Source organism: Paraburkholderia sp. J67, from assembly GCF_905220265.1.
In the GTDB taxonomy this organism is placed as follows: domain Bacteria; phylum Pseudomonadota; class Gammaproteobacteria; order Burkholderiales; family Burkholderiaceae; genus Paraburkholderia.
Genome location: NZ_CAJMZK010000030.1, coordinates 39,375 through 55,938, shown reverse-complemented (window position 1 = coordinate 55,938; position 16,564 = coordinate 39,375). Strand labels below are relative to the sequence as shown.

The following is a 16,564-nucleotide window of genomic DNA, read 5'->3' as shown; positions in this document are numbered from 1 at the left end:
CGCCGCCAGCTTTCCGATGTTTCGCCGCTGGTGTGTGTGCTGTCTGCCTCGGTGCCGGGCACAGCCATCTCGCCGCCGGGTGGTGATCACCGAACTCCAATAGAGCGCACGCATGGGATCCAGATGCGTGAACGTGATCAGCACGCCGCCGAGCATCGAGAGCACGATCACTGCGTAGAATTCTCTTGCAAGCGTCAGATGCAGCGCGAGGCTGCTTCGCCACCGGAACGTTCCCACTGCGGCGTAAGCAGCCGAGCCGGCGAGCACGGGCAACGCTAGCAGGCCGGTCCCAATGATCCCCTGCGCAAACAGCGCGTAGGCAAACGGGCCCGCAATCGGCTCCAGTGCTTTCGCCGCGTCTGCTGAGGTTTTGACCTCGATGTGGTGCAGGTACAGCGTTGCCGCGGTCGTGAGCATGATGAAAAAGCCAATGGCATTGGAGACGCCCATGCCAATCCAGGTATCGAAGCTGATCCTGCGCAACTGGTCGGCTGCCTGCACTGGCGCACGTAACAGGGGACGCTGACGTCCGGAGGCACGTATTTCCTCGACTTCCTGCGAGGCTTGCCAGAAGAACAGATATGGGCTGATAGTCGTGCCGAATACCGCGACAACTGTCGTAAAAAAACTGTTCGACCAAGTCACCCTCGGCACGACGATGGCGTGAGCGACTTCATTCCATTTGACCGGCATCACGAGTACCACCGCCACATACGCCAGGAGCGAGAGCGCGGTCCACTTTAGGAGCCGCGCATAGCGCTCATAGGTAATAAAAATCTGCGCCGAGGTCATTCACGAGCTTATTCTGCGGTAGACCGTTAGTCGCAATTTTGATAGAGAGCCCATCTCAAAGAACATCAAAACAGTATTGAAGCATGGCAAACCTGCGAAAGCAGGCGGTGGCGATCGCGTTGAACGAGGCCCGCAAATCAAGAGCGTAAATCCCGAAAAAGCAGTCGAAGTGATGCTCGCCACGCGCACCGGCGTCTGCGACATGCGGACTTCAACCCGGCACGAACATTCCGATCGCCGCCGCGAACATGGTCAGGGTCGCGAGCCATCCTCCCCATCTCAATGTTCCACAAACGATGAACTGCACGATGATGCGTCGACTCCGGGCCATCAGATTACGGGTACGTCTGTGAGCTAGGGATCGGCCGAAAGCGCCCGGATGAGTTCGCTTCGCCAGGCGTTGCGTCTGGTGAGTGATACCGAAAAGGGGCGAATACTCTATCTAGTGTGGCTTGGCGGTCGTATCCAGCATTTCGGCAAAGTCACCCCGGGCTAGACGAGGTGAGCCAGAGCGTCTGCGAGATTGGAACACTTCCTTGGATTGCGGAAAATGTCCCACCTTCCAGCGACTGAGCGGGACATTTTGTCAGAAACGTCAGGTGGCCGGGCGCGCCTGGCGTACGGCACACAGAGCGTAGACGGTCAGCGGCAGACGCTCACAGCACGGCTGTGCAGCTCACGATCCGTGCAGCGCGGTGTGAACCGTACGCCCTCTACCGTCTTTAGGACGTCTGGACCAAGTCAATGTCCTAGTCCCTGGTTGCCGTTCGGATTCGAATTCACGAGCACCCTGTTTATCGGGAACGGAATCCAAATGGGCCATCAGGGTTGGAATAAGGATTGGTTTGCTTCGTTCGCTGTACGTCATCGGGATCGGAAAGGCCCATCTGCTCGCGCAGTGGCGCAGGCACAGATTTCCCGGGCTTCGCATCGGGCTTGATGTGTTCGAGTCCGATGGCCCAGATATCGAGCAACCGCTTTGCGTGCTCGCGAAAATCCTGGTGCCGCTGCGCGTACTCCGCGACAAGCGGCGTGACCGTGTGAACGGCATGCACGACCTGCGCGAGACATTCGTTCGTATCGGCCTTGCTTAATCCGAGCCGGGCGCCTCCATAGGTTGCCAGGAGCTTGCCCGATGCCCAGACTCGCCTACCCTGCAAGTCCAGCGCAGGCGCTGCATCCGCGAACGATGGGTAGACCGGGGGCGTCAGTACATCGTAGACCGGCGCGAGCCGCACGTTGTCCATGTCGGTGTACACGAGCGCGAAATTCTTGAGGTGAGCGTCGGCGTTGTGCACAACGTAGTTCACGAGCAGCAGCGTAAAGAGGCGCCGGGCGTTTTCCTTGAAAAGCGCGCGCGGGATATAGGTGCCCGCCAGCTTTGCGACTCTCTCAAGCGAGCCCTTGTACTTGCTGACCGGATCAAGGCCTTCGAGCGCGCAGAAGTCTTCTACGGCGAGCATCTGGCCAGCCTCGCCCCGATCGAATCGGCGCACAGCGAGCACCTGGCCGTCGTCGGAGATCCGCGCCTGCGGGACTTCAAGCCCGCTGTGCCGCGCAACTTCCAGGCACAGGTATTCGTTGAGGGCGAGCCACGGCAAGTCCTCGAAACCGGTCTTCAAGATAAATTCATCCGTCCAGACCGTAGCCTTGTGGCTGTTTCGCGTGAGCGCCTTGGGCATCACGCCTGACACGCCTTCGGTCACCCCCTCCTCCAGCATGCGCAGCAGTCGCTCGCGGGAGTCAGTCGAGGCGAGCAGCGTTGCCATGTCGGCGTGGCGTTGTGCGCTTTCGAGCCGCTCTCCGTGCAGGATCACCCGCACACGACCGATCGTGTTCGCGCCCGTGAGCGCGAGCAGGCCGAAGTCGCTCACGTCAGCATGGGGTCCGAGCTTATGCCGGATTACGTCTTTCTTATAGCCTTCAGGCAGGTTCATCTGAAAGAACGGATGCAGCCGCGGAAACGAATACGACGCCGCGCGCACCGGCATCAACAGCGACACGAGCGCGTCGACTGGCACGTCGGGCAGGTACGTAAACTCGTAGCGGCCCGCTTCCTCGGCAAGGGTGCCGACTAGCCGTGCATCGACGTAGACGTCGAGCATGATGCCTCTCATGTCCGGTCCCGGGTGCGCTTGAGTCGCTCGGCAGCGCTCAGGCGTACGCGTTGCCGGGGCGCTCGCGACTCGATCGCGTCGGGCTCGCGCAGGACGTCGTCCAGCGTGCGCGCATGACCCGTCTTGCGCGCGTAAAGCTCGAGTCCCACGGCCTCGAACAGGCTGAGCATCTTGACCGCCCCAAACTCGGACAGCGTTCCGGTCTCGAACGCACTGATGCGCTGGCGCGGCACGCCGCTGCGCTCGGCAACGTCGTGCTGCGTCAAGTTGGCTTCTATACGGGCCTGCCGGAAGGCCTCACCGAGTTCAGCGAGATTCATTCACTTTATATGCGACATTAAACGTCATTTCTATCATTACGAATTGTATACGTGACATTATATATCCGCAACGAAAAGTCACGCATATATGACATTATATGGCAGCGCGATTACAATGACACAAATAGTTTACATTAAGTGATTGCCGTGGTTTAGAGACCTGCGCTCAACCAGGCAGCCAGGTTGCTGGCCTTCTGCGACAGCTCGTGTGTCTGATGCCATCCAGTGCGCCGTCCGTCATGATCATCGCGATACATTTCGCTTTTTGCCTACTGAGTCGCGCAAGCACATTTCCTGCACAACCGCGCGCCCCTGTAGACATCATGCGAAAGACCGCCATGACTGAGACTGCGTGACAAACAATTCCACGCGGTCTCTTTTTGGCGTAGCTGCCCCGGGTATGCCCGGGACAATTCCCGGCCGTTCTCAATCAGCTGCGGCGCTGCACAGCCACTGTGGCCCCATGCGTTCACCAGTGATCAACAGTCGGCCAGTACCGGCTATTCACCACGCCTATAGCGCCGACTATCAAATGTCTCATCAAGCCAGAAAAGCAGCCGCTCAACCGGGACACTGGATAATCATTCACCCTACCTTACGGCACCTGCTTCCAGACAAGCACACACCCAACCATGAGCCTTCAAACCTCACAGATGGCATATCGAGTCGACAGTTTCGCGGCCTTCGCCACTTCGGCCTCAGTGTAATGCAGAGGTATCTCATGGTTGCCGTGCACGTGCTCACCGCCCCTAATGATCGCGTCCTCGTGCTGAACGGCACTGGGCAGGTGAAACGGCGCATACATGATGTGGCGTGCGTACCCACGCTCGACGACGTCTCTCGCCATATCTCTGCCGACGGCGACGCGTAAACTTTGCGCGACCCACCGGTCAGTCATCTGCGCAATCTTGTCGCCAACCTGCGGCCCGGTGCTCGTCGTAGCCGGCATGTGTCTTCCAAGGTATCTGGGCGCTTGAGGATGTGGGCGACAAAGTCCTCCGCCCCAGGCAGATTGACGTGCCCGACGCGATCGAACTCGAGGCGGCGCGATCGCACGTGCCAGCCGCCGTTGTTGACTCGGATGAAGACAGCAGACGCCGCATCATGACGGCGCTCGTCCAGCGCGAGGGACAACCTATGTGTACGCTCCTGCTCGTTGGCGGACGTAATGTCCACGGCAAGCAACTGCCCCAACGTATCCACGGCCATATGATCCTTGCTGCCCCGCTTGCGCTTATAGCCGTCATAACTGGAGCGAGGTCCTCTCTCGCAGGTCGATTGCAACGTGCTTCCATCGAGTATGACTGCGCTGGGCTGCCCCTTTCGGCCCTGTGCGACGCGAATGGTCGAACGCTGGTCGTTGACCATGGCCTCGAAACAACCCGCCTGAATCCAGCGTTGCGTCTGCTGATAAACGAGCTCCCACGGCGGGAAGTCATTTGGCGACATGCGCCACGGTGCACCCGCGCGCACGATCCAGCGCAGCGCATTGAACATCTCGCGCGGTTCGTATCTGCGCTGCGGTGCGTCTTTGTTCATCAAAGTCAGATGGGGAGCCGCGAAGCTCCATTCCTCGTTTGACACATCCTGCGGATAGGCCTTGCGTTTTGCCATCCGGCCAGGGTACCAGGTCTAGCTATCGTGCTGAATTACTCACATGGGCAGGAGGAGGCAGTCTTTCGCCGTATTGAAGTCAGGCTTTGCTGGTGATTCCGACTTCTGCGGACGCCAGGCAAGCAGACCTTATCTCTCGGTACGAGGTCTATTCCGGCCAATGCGATAGCTTCGCGGATCATAGCTTTTCCCCGAAACTTGCTTGGGAGTCCGTTAATGTTCCGCATGTTTCCGTTTTCGATAAACAGCACCATTGCGTCGGCACCGAGCGTCAAGCTTAAAAAGGTCGACACGACCGGTGCCGTGAAAATCGAATTTAACGCGCATGAGTACGTTCTTCGGCCAGGACAAGATTGTCCGCGGAATGTTTAATCTTCGGGGGAGCGAACGGCTCTCGCGGGCTGCCCCGAGACAATCGTCGTCGGATTCAGTACGGCTAGGGTGTTAAGGATGCCGGCTTCGGAGTTGGGGAAACGGTCAGAGGCCGGCACAGACGATCGGCGGAACGTACACCCGGCTAACCGCACGAGCGTTTGTTTTGGAATAAAGGCGAACGCGCTCGATGCAGCTAGATGGAAGTAAACGCTGCATTATGCGAGAGCAATCAACTGGCATATTCCCCGAGCATTCGAACCCGTCAACGGTCAGCGCATCTATGGCAGATGAAACGGGTATCCCGACCTTCACTTTCTCATTGACTAAGGCGCTCAACCGCGCATAGTCGGGCGTATAGCAAGACGTGAGCGCGAGACTGGCGATCAACGCAATGACAAGTACACGCATACGAAGGTTCCGAAAGGTTCGATCGGACACTCGTGATAAACCATTCTACCGACATCCGCGGGCGGCGATCCGCTGCGAACATTAACCCACCCTGTTACCGCCGGGTAAAGTCTTGCGAACGGCAGATCACATACGTTCGAACACCGTTACGTTGGCAAGACCGCCCCCTTCGCACATCGTCTGCAAGCCAAATCGCCTTTTATCCTGATGCAGGGCGTGAATAAGCGTAGTCGCCAATTTCGTGCCCGATGCGCCCAACGGGTGTCCCAATGCTATGGCACCACCGTTGACGTTCAAACGCGCGGGATCAGCCTCGAGCACTTTCAGCCATGCCAACGGAATGGGTGCGAACGCTTCATTTACCTCGTAAAGATCGATGTCGGCGATCGACATGCCGGCCTTTTTCAAGGCGCGCTGCGTGGCGGGAATCGGGGCTTCCAGCATGATCACCGGATCGTGCCCGATGACGGACATGTGATGGATTCTCGCAAGCGGCTGCACACCCAGCAATTTGAGTCCTCTATCGTTGACAATCATCACGCCACTCGCCCCATCGCAGATCTGGCTGGCCGACGCGGCGCTGACCACACCGTCTTCGCGGATAGGCTTGACGCCGCTGATCCCCTCCAGCGTGACATCAAAGCGGATACCTTCGTCAATCGTATGAGGCGCCACTGCCACTTCACCTTCTATTGTGCGGACTATAACTGGCAAAATTTCTCGCTCGAATCGACCGGCCCTGGTCGCGGCGATTGCGCGCTGATGGCTCTCGAAGGCAAACGCGTCGAGCCTATCGCGGGAGAGGCCGTATTTCGCGGCGATCATCTCTGCGCCTATGAACTGGCTGAACTCTGCATTCGCGTACCGTTGCTGCATGCCTGGGCTCACGTAAAAGCCGAGATTGTTTTTCAACGCAAGCGTGCTCGGCAATCCCATTGGCACGCGCGACATACTCTCCACGCCGGCGGCCATGACAATGTCCATCGTGCCGGACATGACCGCTTGCGCTGCGAAATGCAGCGCCTGTTGGGATGAACCGCACTGGCGATCGACCGTCGTCCCAGGTACGGTTTCGGGCAAGCGCGACGACAGCACTGCGTTCCGGGCAATGTTCATGGCCTGTTCGCCTGCTTGCCCGACGCATCCCATGATTACATCGTCGATCATGGCCGGGTCGGCACCCGTGCGCTCCAGCAGTGCGTTCAAGACCTCGGCAGCGAGGTCCGCGGGATGCCATCCCGAAAGGCGTCCATTCCGTCTGGCCCCCGCCGTGCGCGTGGCGGCGACAATATAGGCTTCTGACATGTGCGTCTCCTCTATTGTTTAGTGAATCTCATGTGCGACGGCATAGTAGCTCGCACCACTCGCGGCCATCGCTCTCATCTTCGCAGTAGGCTTATACGCCGCGCCGTGGCAAGCGTACCGGTCGCACAGTCTGACGACTTCTTTCACGCCCAGCCAGTCGGCATATTTGAGCGCACCGCCCAGCCAGGCCGGAAACCCGATACCGAGCAACAGTGCGGTATCCAGTTCCGCCGCCGATGCCACGACACCCTCTTCCAGCGCGACCGCCGCTTCGACGAGAACGGGCAACATCATGCGCTCCACGATCTCCTGATCGGAGAATTCGCGAGGCCCTTCCGGTTGCAGGGTCGACAACAGCGCGCGTGTATCGTCCGCGGCGCGCTTGCGAGGCTTGCCATTGTCATCGCGCGTATAGGCATAGAAGCCGAGACCACTCTTCTGCCCCAGCCGTCCGTGACTCGCCATCATTCTGAGCGCGTCATGTTGCATGGCGGGCATACGCACGGGGTAACCCGCCGAGATCACATCCACCACGTGGCTGCTCACGTCCATGCCGATCACATCCTGCAACCAGGCCGGCCCCATCGGCCAGCCAAACGCTTCCATCACGCGATCAATCTGTTCGAAGTCGGCGCCCTGTTCGATCAGTTGCAGAAACGCGCGCACATAGGGCGTCAGAATGCGGTTGACGAGGAAGCCCGGACCGTCTTTGACAACGATTGGCGATTTGCGCATTGCCAGTGCGTAGCCGACCACGGCTGCAACCGCGTCATCGCTCGTCTGTTCGCCGCGAACGATCTCCACAAGCGTCATGACCGGCACCGGGTTGAAGAAGTGCATGCCCACGAAGTTGTGCGGGCGCTCCAGGGACTGGGCGATATCGTCAATGCGCAAACTCGACGTGTTCGACGCGATTACGGCATCGTCGCGTACCTGGGTCTCGAGTTCGCTCAACACACGCCGCTTGACAGCGAGGTCTTCGACCACGGCTTCCACGACGATATCGACATCACAGAACCCGGCGAAGTCCAGTTGGGCTGAGATGGAAGCGAGCGTACACGTGGCGTCCGCTTCTTTCATACGCCCTGCCTTAACCTGACGCGCGAGCACAGTGGCAGCTTCCCGGACACCGGCGTCGAGCGGCGCCTGATGAATGTCCTTGAGCGCGACCGGAACCCCGGCGAGCGCGCTGGTGCACGCAATGCCTCCGCCCATCACCCCGGCACCGAGTACCGCTGCTCGTTGCACTGTCCGGGTCGTCCGTGCGATGTCGCGGTACCGCTTCTTCAACAACTGATCGTTCAGGAAGGTCTGCACCAGGGAAGCAGCGGCCTGCGTCTTCGCAACGCGCGCGAATGCCTGCGTTTCCAGTTTGAGCGCAGCGTCACGTTCCGCCTGGATGGATTCTCGCAGCAGTTCCACCGCCGTGAGTGCTGCGGGAAGATGACGCTTGCTCGCTTGTTCCGCACGGGCGGCGACAGCGGCTTCTGCTTGCGCACTCGAATGCGCGTCGACGAGAAGCGGCAAGCGCTTGCGCGCCTGGGCCGCGCGCCAGTCGATCTCACCGCTGGTCGCGCGGCGCAGCAGGCTCAATGCCGTCTCGCGCAGCAAGGCGGGCTCGCAGACTTCGTCGACGGCGCCGGCTTCACGCGCCGCAGATGCCGACGCGGGCTTGCCGCTGACGATCCATTCCAGCGCCACTGCGACGCCAGCGACACGGGGCAAGCGTACCGTACCGCCAAACCCCGGAATCAACCCGAGGTTGACTTCCGGTAGCCCGATCTTTGCCGTCGACGCCATCACGCGCAACACGCCGGATAGCGCCATCTCCAGACCGCCGCCCAATGCAACCCCGTTGATCGCGATAACGCTTGGTACACCGAGGTCTTCGAACGCACAAAACACACGGTTCGATGCGGCCGTGCGCGCCATCAGATCGTGCGGCGGCAGCGCGAAGAACTCCCCGAACTCCTTGATATCCGCCCCGACGATGAAACCGTCTTTCGCGCTCGTCACAATAACGCCGCGTATCGACGCGTCATTCGCGATGTACGAGGTGGCTTCGGCCAGTTCGGCGATCGTGCGCCGGTCCAGCTTGTTGATCGCGTCCCCTCTACGATCGAACGTCAATTCGACGAACCCTTCGGCGAGTGCCGTGACGGCGATGGTGTCTCCCTGGAACAATGCCCCTCTCCTTCATCTCTTGATCGCAGTGGCGCACCGAACGCCGGTGCAAGGCTGCGGGCGGCGGCTTGCGGCCCTGCCGCCCGTGTTGCCGATTATCGGAACGGGAGCGCGCACGCGCCTCATTCGAAGTGATGAAATTGAACGTCCAGTTGCCGTCTCAACGAGGTCCGCGAGCCCACCCGCGTTGATAGCGTGCGATTTCATCCCTTCGGATGAGTCGGTCCTCCGCGGACCGCAGTACCTTATGCTGGACGATCGCTGGAAGACCCACTGCCGGGTCGCTGGCGCCGCGCAGGCCATGATTATTAGAGCCATAACCGGAGACGAACTTGCAACTGACGCAGAGCTTCCACAAGGCGGCCCTTGAACATCCCGACGCCTACGCCACCGTGTTTTTACAGCGCAAGACCACGTTCGCGCAGTTCGTCGAACGTGTATCGCGTGTTGCCGGGGCCTTGCACGCATTGGACGTGGCGCATGGAGACCGGATTGGCATGCTGGCGCTCAATTCGGATCGCTATATCGAGTACGTCTTCGGCACGCTCTGGGCCGGTGCCGTCATCAACCCGGTCAACACGCGCTGGAGCGTCAACGAAATCGCCTATTCGCTGAACGACTGCGGCACCGCGATCCTGTTCATCGACGAAACGTTCGCCCATCTTGCCCAGCCGCTTCGTGAGCGATGTCCGGCCCTGCGGCACGTGATCTATTGCGGCGAAGGCAAGCCCCATGCAGGTATGCACGCCTACGAGGATTGGCTGGTTCGCGCCAACCCGGTGGCCGATGCGCAACGCGCAGGCAACGATCTCGCCGCTATCCTGTATACCGGCGGCACCACCGGCGTACCGAAAGGCGTCATGCTCTCGCACGCCAACCTGGCAAGCAATGCGCTGTGCGCCCTGGCCGCGGCGTCGCGCCCGGTGGTGCGGGCCGTGCTCCACACGGCGCCGCTCTTTCACATCGGCGCCCTGGCCCTCGTCTTCCAGGCCGCGCTGCGCGGCGCAAAGCACGTGGTGCTAGGCGGCTTCGATCCCGAAAGCGTCATCAAGGCAATCGCCGAAGAGCGCGTGAACGAGACCTTCGTGGTCCCTACCATGATCAAGGCCATGCTCGACCATCCGAGCTTCGACACGCACAAGCTCAGCAGCCTGACGAGCGTGCTCTACGGGGCAGCGCCGATCGACTCTACGCTATTGCAGCGTGCGCTGGGCAAGCTCCCTTCAAGCCAGTTCATGCAACTCTACGGCATGACCGAGATCGCACCTGTTGCGGCGGTCTTGCCTGCGCACTGTCACACGCCGGACGGCCACAAGCTAAAGTCCGCCGGACGTCCAGCACCCATCTGCGAGGTCCGTATCGTGGATCCGGTATCCGGTGAACCGCTGCCGAAGGGACGTGTTGGCGAAGTCGCGGTGCGCGGCCCAAGCGTGATGATGGGCTACTGGAACAAGCCGGAGGAAACGGCGAAAGCATTGCGCGATGGCTGGATGCACACGGGCGATGGCGGCTATATGGATGAAGATGGCTATCTCTTCATCACCGACCGCATCAAGGACATGATCATCAGCGGTGGCGAAAACGTCTACTCCACAGAAGTCGAAAACGCCCTGCTCTCGCACCCTGCGGTCGAGGCGTGCGCCGTGATCGGTATTCCGGACGAGAAGTGGGGTGAAACCGTTCACGCCGTGCTTGTCCTGCGCGCAAGCCATCACCTGACGCTCGAGGAAGTCAGGGACCATTGCCGCCAGCACATTGCGGGCTACAAGTGTCCGCGCAGCATTGAATTTCGCACGGAGCTTCCTCTGTCGGCCGCGGGCAAGCTGCTCAAGTACAAGCTCCGCGAAGCCTTGATGAAGGCCGGCGGGAAGGCACCTCACACGCCAGCCTGAAACGAGACGATCAACATGACAGAAACAAACATCGAACTCGAATTCGACGGCGCGGTTGCCGTCCTCAAACTCAATCGCCCCGACGTGTTGAATAGCATGACGCCGTCGCTGGCGCGCGATGCGCGTGCTGCCATTGCACAGGTGAATGAAACGCCCTCCGCCAGAGCATTGTTGATCACAGGCGCGGGCCGGGCCTTCTGCGCGGGGGCGGAACTCAAGGACGAGTTCCTGAATGGCAGTGCGAGCCAGTCGGCCAGCGAGCAATTGGACGTCACCATGCGCGATGACTTCAATCCTTGGATCACGGATCTGGACCAGATGCGAATTCCCGTTATCGCGGCGGTCAATGGCGTGGCGGCCGGCGCAGGCGTGGGCCTCGCGCTCGCGGCGGATATCACCGTGGCGGCAAGCTCCGCGTCCTTCATACTCAGCTTCTGCCCGAAGCTTGGCCTGATTCCCGATGTCGGCACGACCTGGTATCTGCCGCGCCGCATCGGCCTCGCGCGCGCGACAGCCCTCTCGCTACTCGGCGACAGGCTCGATGCGCAGGAGGCCGAGCAGTGGGGGCTGATCGCACAATGCGTCGACGATGCACAGTTGCTGAATACAGCGATGGGAATGGCCCGCACGCTCGCGCGCCTGCCGTCCGGCATTGCACTCGAATTGAGACGCGCGCTCAAGCACTCGCAATCGAACTCGCTCGACGCACAATTGGACTATGAACGCGAGCGTCAATGCACGCTGATTGAATCCGCCGCGTTTCGCGAAGGCGTCAATGCATTCCGCGAAAAGCGCGCGCCTGTCTTCGTCTGAACACGAGGCCCGACATTCGCGGCGGGCCGCAATCAGCTACTGGCGCGCAGCGTATTCGCTGTTCACGTCGCGCGCGTCGAGTTCGCGCGTCCAGCAAGCGAACTCCAGGCAAACGCCATCGGGGTCGAAGAAATACACGGATCGCACATACACCTGGTTGCTGAGCGTTTCGCTGACCTGAGAGGGTGAGTCGTCGTGATTCAAAACGCGCGAAATCTTGATGCCTTTCTCGACGAGCTGCGCGACATAGGCATCGAACCTTTCAGGCGGCACGCTCAGGGCCAGGTGATTCATCGACCCGTGAGCGGAAACGAGCCCGCCACCGCCAGGCAGCGTAGCCGGCGCGGCGACGCCAGGCGCTGCGTCAGGCGCATCGCGAAACCAGAAGAACGCGAGGGAATCGCCATTGCCGATATCGAAAAAGAAGTGTTGCCCCATGCCACCGGGAAGTTCGATCGTCTTGATCAACGGCATGCCGAGCAGGTCCCGATAGAACGCCACCGTTCTGGCCATATCCTTGCAGACCATAGCCACGTGGTGAACGCCCCGAAACTCAAACTCCGCATTCGGCTTTCGTCCCATTTCGTCTCCTTCGTTTTGTTTTGCGAGGTTTGCGCGTGAATACCGTGAACTTTACGAGATGCCAGAGGCCGCGTCGAACGTTTTGGCCGCCCAGAATGCCCACACGCTATGCCACAATGCGAAGGCTCCTTCGCGATGGCAAGCGCAACGGCGTTTCGGTGCGCTGCATCAAGGTTATCCCTTACCTATTTCACTGCGCGTTTGCCTACCGTGTACTCGCCGCCACCGAAATTCCAGCCGCCGCCGTTGCAATCCTCGCATCTGAGGCGCGAACGTCTGATCACACTCGCCAGTCAGGCCGAAGGCATCCGCCTCGTTGTGATGCACGCGCCAGCGGGTTTTGGCAAGACCGGCGCAATGCTCGATCTTCACGCCGCATGGACTCAGGAAGGCATGCGCACGGTGTGGATCCGGCTGGGCGCCGAGGACAATGACTTTCCCGTATTCCTCAAAGCCCTGAATGGTGCGCTCGATCTGCTGGAGACGAGCGGCGAAGAAGCGCCTGCGATCGCGGCGCAAGACGTCGCGGACACGCTCGCGAGCCGGCTCGGCCGTCTGCGTCATCCGTTCGCTATCTTTCTGGACGATTTCGAAACGCTGCTTAATCCAGAGTCGTCCGAATACCTGCGTGAGTTGCTCACGCAAATACCCGCTCACGGCAAGCTGATCGCCGGCTCGCGCATTGTTCCGGCGCTGGGTCTGGGCCGCTTGCGCGCACAGGGAGAACTGCTGGAGATCCGCGCTGAGGACCTGCGCTTCACGCTAGAAGAAACCGCTGCGTACTTGTCGCGATACGTCAGCCAACCGCTGCGCGCGGAGGATCTGCGCAAGCTCCACGCGCGCACGGAAGGCTGGGTGGCGGCCATACGGCTGGGTGTGCTCGCCATGTCCCGCAGCCAGGACGCGGCACAGTTTATCGAGGCGTTCTCAGGTTCTCACGCGGCCGTGGCGGAATACCTGGCCGAAGACGTGCTGGCCAAACAGCCGCCCGAGGTGCGCGACTTCCTGCTGCGCACTTCGCTGCTGCGCTCGTTCAACGCGCGTCTGTGCGATGCGATGACCGCACGCCGCGACAGCACCCGGATGCTCGTGCAATTGTCGGACGAGAATCTGTTTCTGGTGCGTGTCGACGCCTCAAGCGAGTGGTATCGCTATCACAGCCTCTTCGCGGGCTTTCTGCAAGCGCGCCTCGCCCTCGAATACAGTGCCGATGAAATCGCGGAGATGCACCGCACGGCGGGCAACTGGTATGCCGACAACGGCGAGCCGGTCCGCGCAATCGAGCACGCCTTACGTGCCGACATTCCACGCGCGCTGGACCACCTGCAACAGAACGCCGAAACCATCCTCTGGCAGGGCCGTGTGCGCCTGCTCGCGCGCTGGTTCGACGCGTTGCCGGAGCAAAGCCTGTCGAACCGTCCACGCCTGCGTCTGATTCACGCCTGGGCCTTGACGCTCCTGCATCGCAGCGACAAAGCACTCCAACTGCTGGAAGGGATGCAGGAGGCAGGCGAGCGCGACGCTGAAATCGCCGCTCACATGCTCGCCCTGCATGCGTTCATCCTTGCGCTCACTGACAAGCTCGACCTGGCTTTTGCCGCCTGGCAAACGTGCGCGCCCACGCTGTCCCCGGCACATGCATTCCCTTACGGCATCCAGCTCAATTCGCATGCCTGCTGTCACATCTATCTCGGCCATTTCGATGAGGCGCGCAAGATGCTGGACCGTGGCCGCCAGGTGCACGGCGCGAACAGCGCCGGTGCAAACATGCGCGTCGCGCATTGCCTCGAAGGGCTGATCGACCTCACCCAAGGACGCTTGCGCCAGGCGCTGGCGCGCTATCGCGGCGCCCACCGGCCCGACCCCGGCTTGCAGGACGCGCGCTTCGATGGGCAGGAAATCGCCGGCGCCTATCTTGCGGAAGCGCTGTACGCAAGCGGCCAACTCGCAGAAACCCAGCATCTGCTCATGTCCTATTTGCCGCTCATTCGCGCCGCGGCTCACAACGACCCGCTCATCGTCGCGTTCATGCTTTTGTGCCGATGCGCCGTGGCGCAATCGCGCGAAGAAGACGCGATGCTGTGGCTTCACGACTGCGAGCAGATGGGCTACCGCACTGGTCAATTGCGCATGGTGGCCTGCGCACGCCTCGAGCGATCGCGCATCGCCCTGCTGCGTGGCGATCACGCCTGCGCACGCGCTGAGGTCGACGCCGCACAGGCGCTCAATGCCTGGTCGTTTGGCCCCGCGTTCTCGCCGCATGCCAACGACGTCGAAACGCTCGATCTCGCGCGCTGGCGTCTTGATATCGCCTGCGGCAACGCCGGCCATGCGGTGCAACAATTGTCCGCAGCACTCGCCGAAGCGCAAGGCGCGATGCGCTGGCGCCGCGTCCTGAAGCTGCGCCTCATTCTCGCGCTCGCCCTGCACGCGCATGGCGATATCGAGCGGGCGCGGCGCGAGTGCCTGGAGAGTCTGGAATTTGCCGCACAGGAAGGCTTTGTCAGCATCTTCCTCGACGAAGGCACGGCGATGCTGCGTCTCCTGAAAACCGTGGCGCAGTCTCCTGGACATGCCGTCACGGCCAGCGCGACGGTAGGCGCTTTCCTGCATCAACTGCTGGCCAGCCTCGAGGCACGTTACAACGACGTGGCGACGGAACCCGAAGCATCGCAGGCTCAGACGAGCGACGTCCACGCGCTCGAATCGCTTACCCGCTCCGAGCGCAAGGTGCTCGCCCTGCTCGCGGAAGGCCTCAGTAATAAGGCTCTTGCCGAGAAGCTGTACGTATCGGAGACAACCGTCAAGAGCCATCTGCGTGGCATCAACCTGAAGCTGAATGCCACGTCACGCACGCATGCCGTCTCGCTCGCGCGCAAAGCGGGGCTCCTGCCCTGAAGACAGCGTGCTGAGGCGGGTGCGCGAGCGTCAATCCATGTGTTCGCGCAGGCCCAGGGAACGCGCGATGATCTCCAGCATGATTTCGGACGTACCGGCAAAAATGCGCGAGACCCGCGCATCGCGGTACATCCTGCTGATGCGGTATTCCTCCATATACCCCGCACCGCCGTGCAACTGCAAACACTCGTCGATGAGTCGGCATTCGAGTTCCGACGTGAGCAGCTTCGCCGAGGCCGCCGTGGCGGCATCGAGCCGCCCGTCGTTGTGCTCCATGACGAGCACGTCGATCCATGATTGCATCGCATCGAGTTCGGCATGCTTGCGCGCCAGCACGAAGCGCGTGTTCTGAAACGCACCGACCGGACGCCCGAAGGCCCGGCGCTCCTTCACGTAGTCGAGGGTGACGTCCAGCGCCACCTGCGCATGCGCGATCGACTGGCAGGCACTCAACAGGCGCTCCTCCGCGAGCCCTTCGGCAAGATAGGCGAGCGCCTTGTCCGGCTCCCCGAGCAGATTGGCGTCAGGCACGAACACCTGGTCGAAGAACAGCTCCGCGGTATCCTGGGCGTCAAGCCCAAGTTTCTTCAAGCGACGCCCACGCTCGAATCCCGCCATGCCGCGTTCCACCACGAAGAGCCCGAACGCGCGGGGCTGCTGCGGGTCGGTGCGCGCGACCACGATCACCGTATCGGCGTTGATGCCATTCGAGATGTAGGTCTTGGCGCCGTTGAGTCGCCAGCCGCCCTCGACCTTGCGCGCATGCGTACGGATGCCCGCAAGGTCGGAGCCCGTGCCGGGTTCGGTCATGGCGATGGCGAGAATGCGCTGGCCGCGCGCGGCCTCTGGCAATAGCCGCGCCTTTTGTTCGTCGTTGCCGAGCCGCGCGATATACGGCGCAACCAGCCGCGAATGCAAGGTCAGATACACGCCAATATCGCCATGACGGATCATTTCCTCGTAGACGATCTGCTCAAAGCGAAAATCGGCCACGCCCGCCCCGCCGTAAGCCTCGTCAGCCCACATCAGCAGCAGGCCCTGTGCGCCCGCGACCTCGAACACCGAGCGGTCGCAGCAACCCGCCGCGCGCCAGGCCTCGACCTGGGGCGTGACTTCTTTCTGGATGAACCGGACCACGGATTCGCGAAACAGCTCGTGTTCGGCTTCGAAGATTCTGCGTCGGGTGCTCATACACGCTCCGGCTCGTGACGTCGTAGAAGTGATGCTGCGCATGGCAGCTTGCAATGGATTATCGCCACGCGCG

The 16,564-nt window shown here is 61.3% G+C and carries 9 protein-coding genes and 2 pseudogenes; 3 read left to right on the top strand and 8 right to left on the bottom strand.

The genetic code is table 11. The annotated features are described in order from the left end of the window. Positions 1-84: 84 nt before the first annotated feature. The 6 genes and pseudogenes from U5782_RS34425 to fadB form a co-directional block, all read right to left on the bottom strand. Positions 85-780: pseudogene (locus U5782_RS34425) on the bottom strand (divalent metal cation transporter); the annotation flags it as partial. An 806-nt stretch (positions 781-1,586) separates the two neighbouring features. Then, on the bottom strand, positions 1,587-2,897 hold the full coding sequence (locus U5782_RS34420) for a type II toxin-antitoxin system HipA family toxin (protein ID WP_322048317.1): 1,311 nt from the start codon (positions 2,895-2,897) through the stop codon (positions 1,587-1,589). Positions 2,898-2,905: 8 nt separating this feature from the next. Next, entirely contained in the window at positions 2,906-3,229 is a 324-nt protein-coding gene (locus U5782_RS34415; RefSeq protein ID WP_322048316.1) for a helix-turn-helix transcriptional regulator, read from the bottom strand. Positions 3,230-4,372: 1,143 nt separating this feature from the next. Next, a pseudogene (locus tag U5782_RS34410) lies at positions 4,373-4,843 on the bottom strand (transposase); the annotation flags it as partial. Between the two features lie 909 nt (positions 4,844-5,752). Continuing rightward, a complete protein-coding gene (locus U5782_RS34405; RefSeq protein ID WP_322048314.1) occupies positions 5,753-6,931 on the bottom strand; it encodes an acetyl-CoA C-acetyltransferase in 1,179 nt (392 codons plus the stop codon). Between the two features lie 18 nt (positions 6,932-6,949). Next, positions 6,950-9,115 carry a fatty acid oxidation complex subunit alpha FadB gene (gene fadB / locus U5782_RS34400; protein WP_322048313.1) on the bottom strand — a complete coding sequence of 722 codons (2,166 nt, stop codon included), beginning with the start codon at positions 9,113-9,115 and terminating at the stop codon, positions 6,950-6,952. 332 nt (positions 9,116-9,447) lie between these two features. Between fadB and U5782_RS34395 the strand changes: the two genes are divergently transcribed. After that, the gene (locus tag U5782_RS34395; protein ID WP_322048312.1) at positions 9,448-11,007 is read left to right on the top strand and encodes a long-chain-fatty-acid--CoA ligase; all 1,560 of its coding nucleotides are present in this window, start codon (positions 9,448-9,450) and stop codon (positions 11,005-11,007) included. Positions 11,008-11,022: 15 nt separating this feature from the next. Then, positions 11,023-11,820 carry an enoyl-CoA hydratase-related protein gene (locus U5782_RS34390; protein ID WP_322048311.1) on the top strand — a complete coding sequence of 266 codons (798 nt, stop codon included), beginning with the start codon at positions 11,023-11,025 and terminating at the stop codon, positions 11,818-11,820. A 36-nt stretch (positions 11,821-11,856) separates the two neighbouring features. On the opposite strand, the gene U5782_RS34385 is transcribed toward U5782_RS34390, so the two are convergent. Further along, positions 11,857-12,402 carry a VOC family protein gene (locus U5782_RS34385; RefSeq protein ID WP_322048310.1) on the bottom strand — a complete coding sequence of 182 codons (546 nt, stop codon included), beginning with the start codon at positions 12,400-12,402 and terminating at the stop codon, positions 11,857-11,859. 357 nt (positions 12,403-12,759) lie between these two features. On the opposite strand from U5782_RS34385, the gene U5782_RS34380 reads away from it, so the two are divergent. After that, positions 12,760-15,300, top strand: a complete 2,541-nt coding sequence (locus U5782_RS34380) for a LuxR C-terminal-related transcriptional regulator (protein WP_415914457.1) — start codon at positions 12,760-12,762, stop codon at positions 15,298-15,300. 30 nt (positions 15,301-15,330) lie between these two features. Here the strand turns inward: U5782_RS34380 and U5782_RS34375 are convergent, their stop codons facing one another. Beyond that, complete coding sequence (locus U5782_RS34375; RefSeq protein ID WP_322048308.1) at positions 15,331-16,491, bottom strand: acyl-CoA dehydrogenase family protein; 1,161 nt, start codon at positions 16,489-16,491, stop codon at positions 15,331-15,333. Positions 16,492-16,564 lie beyond the last annotated feature (73 nt).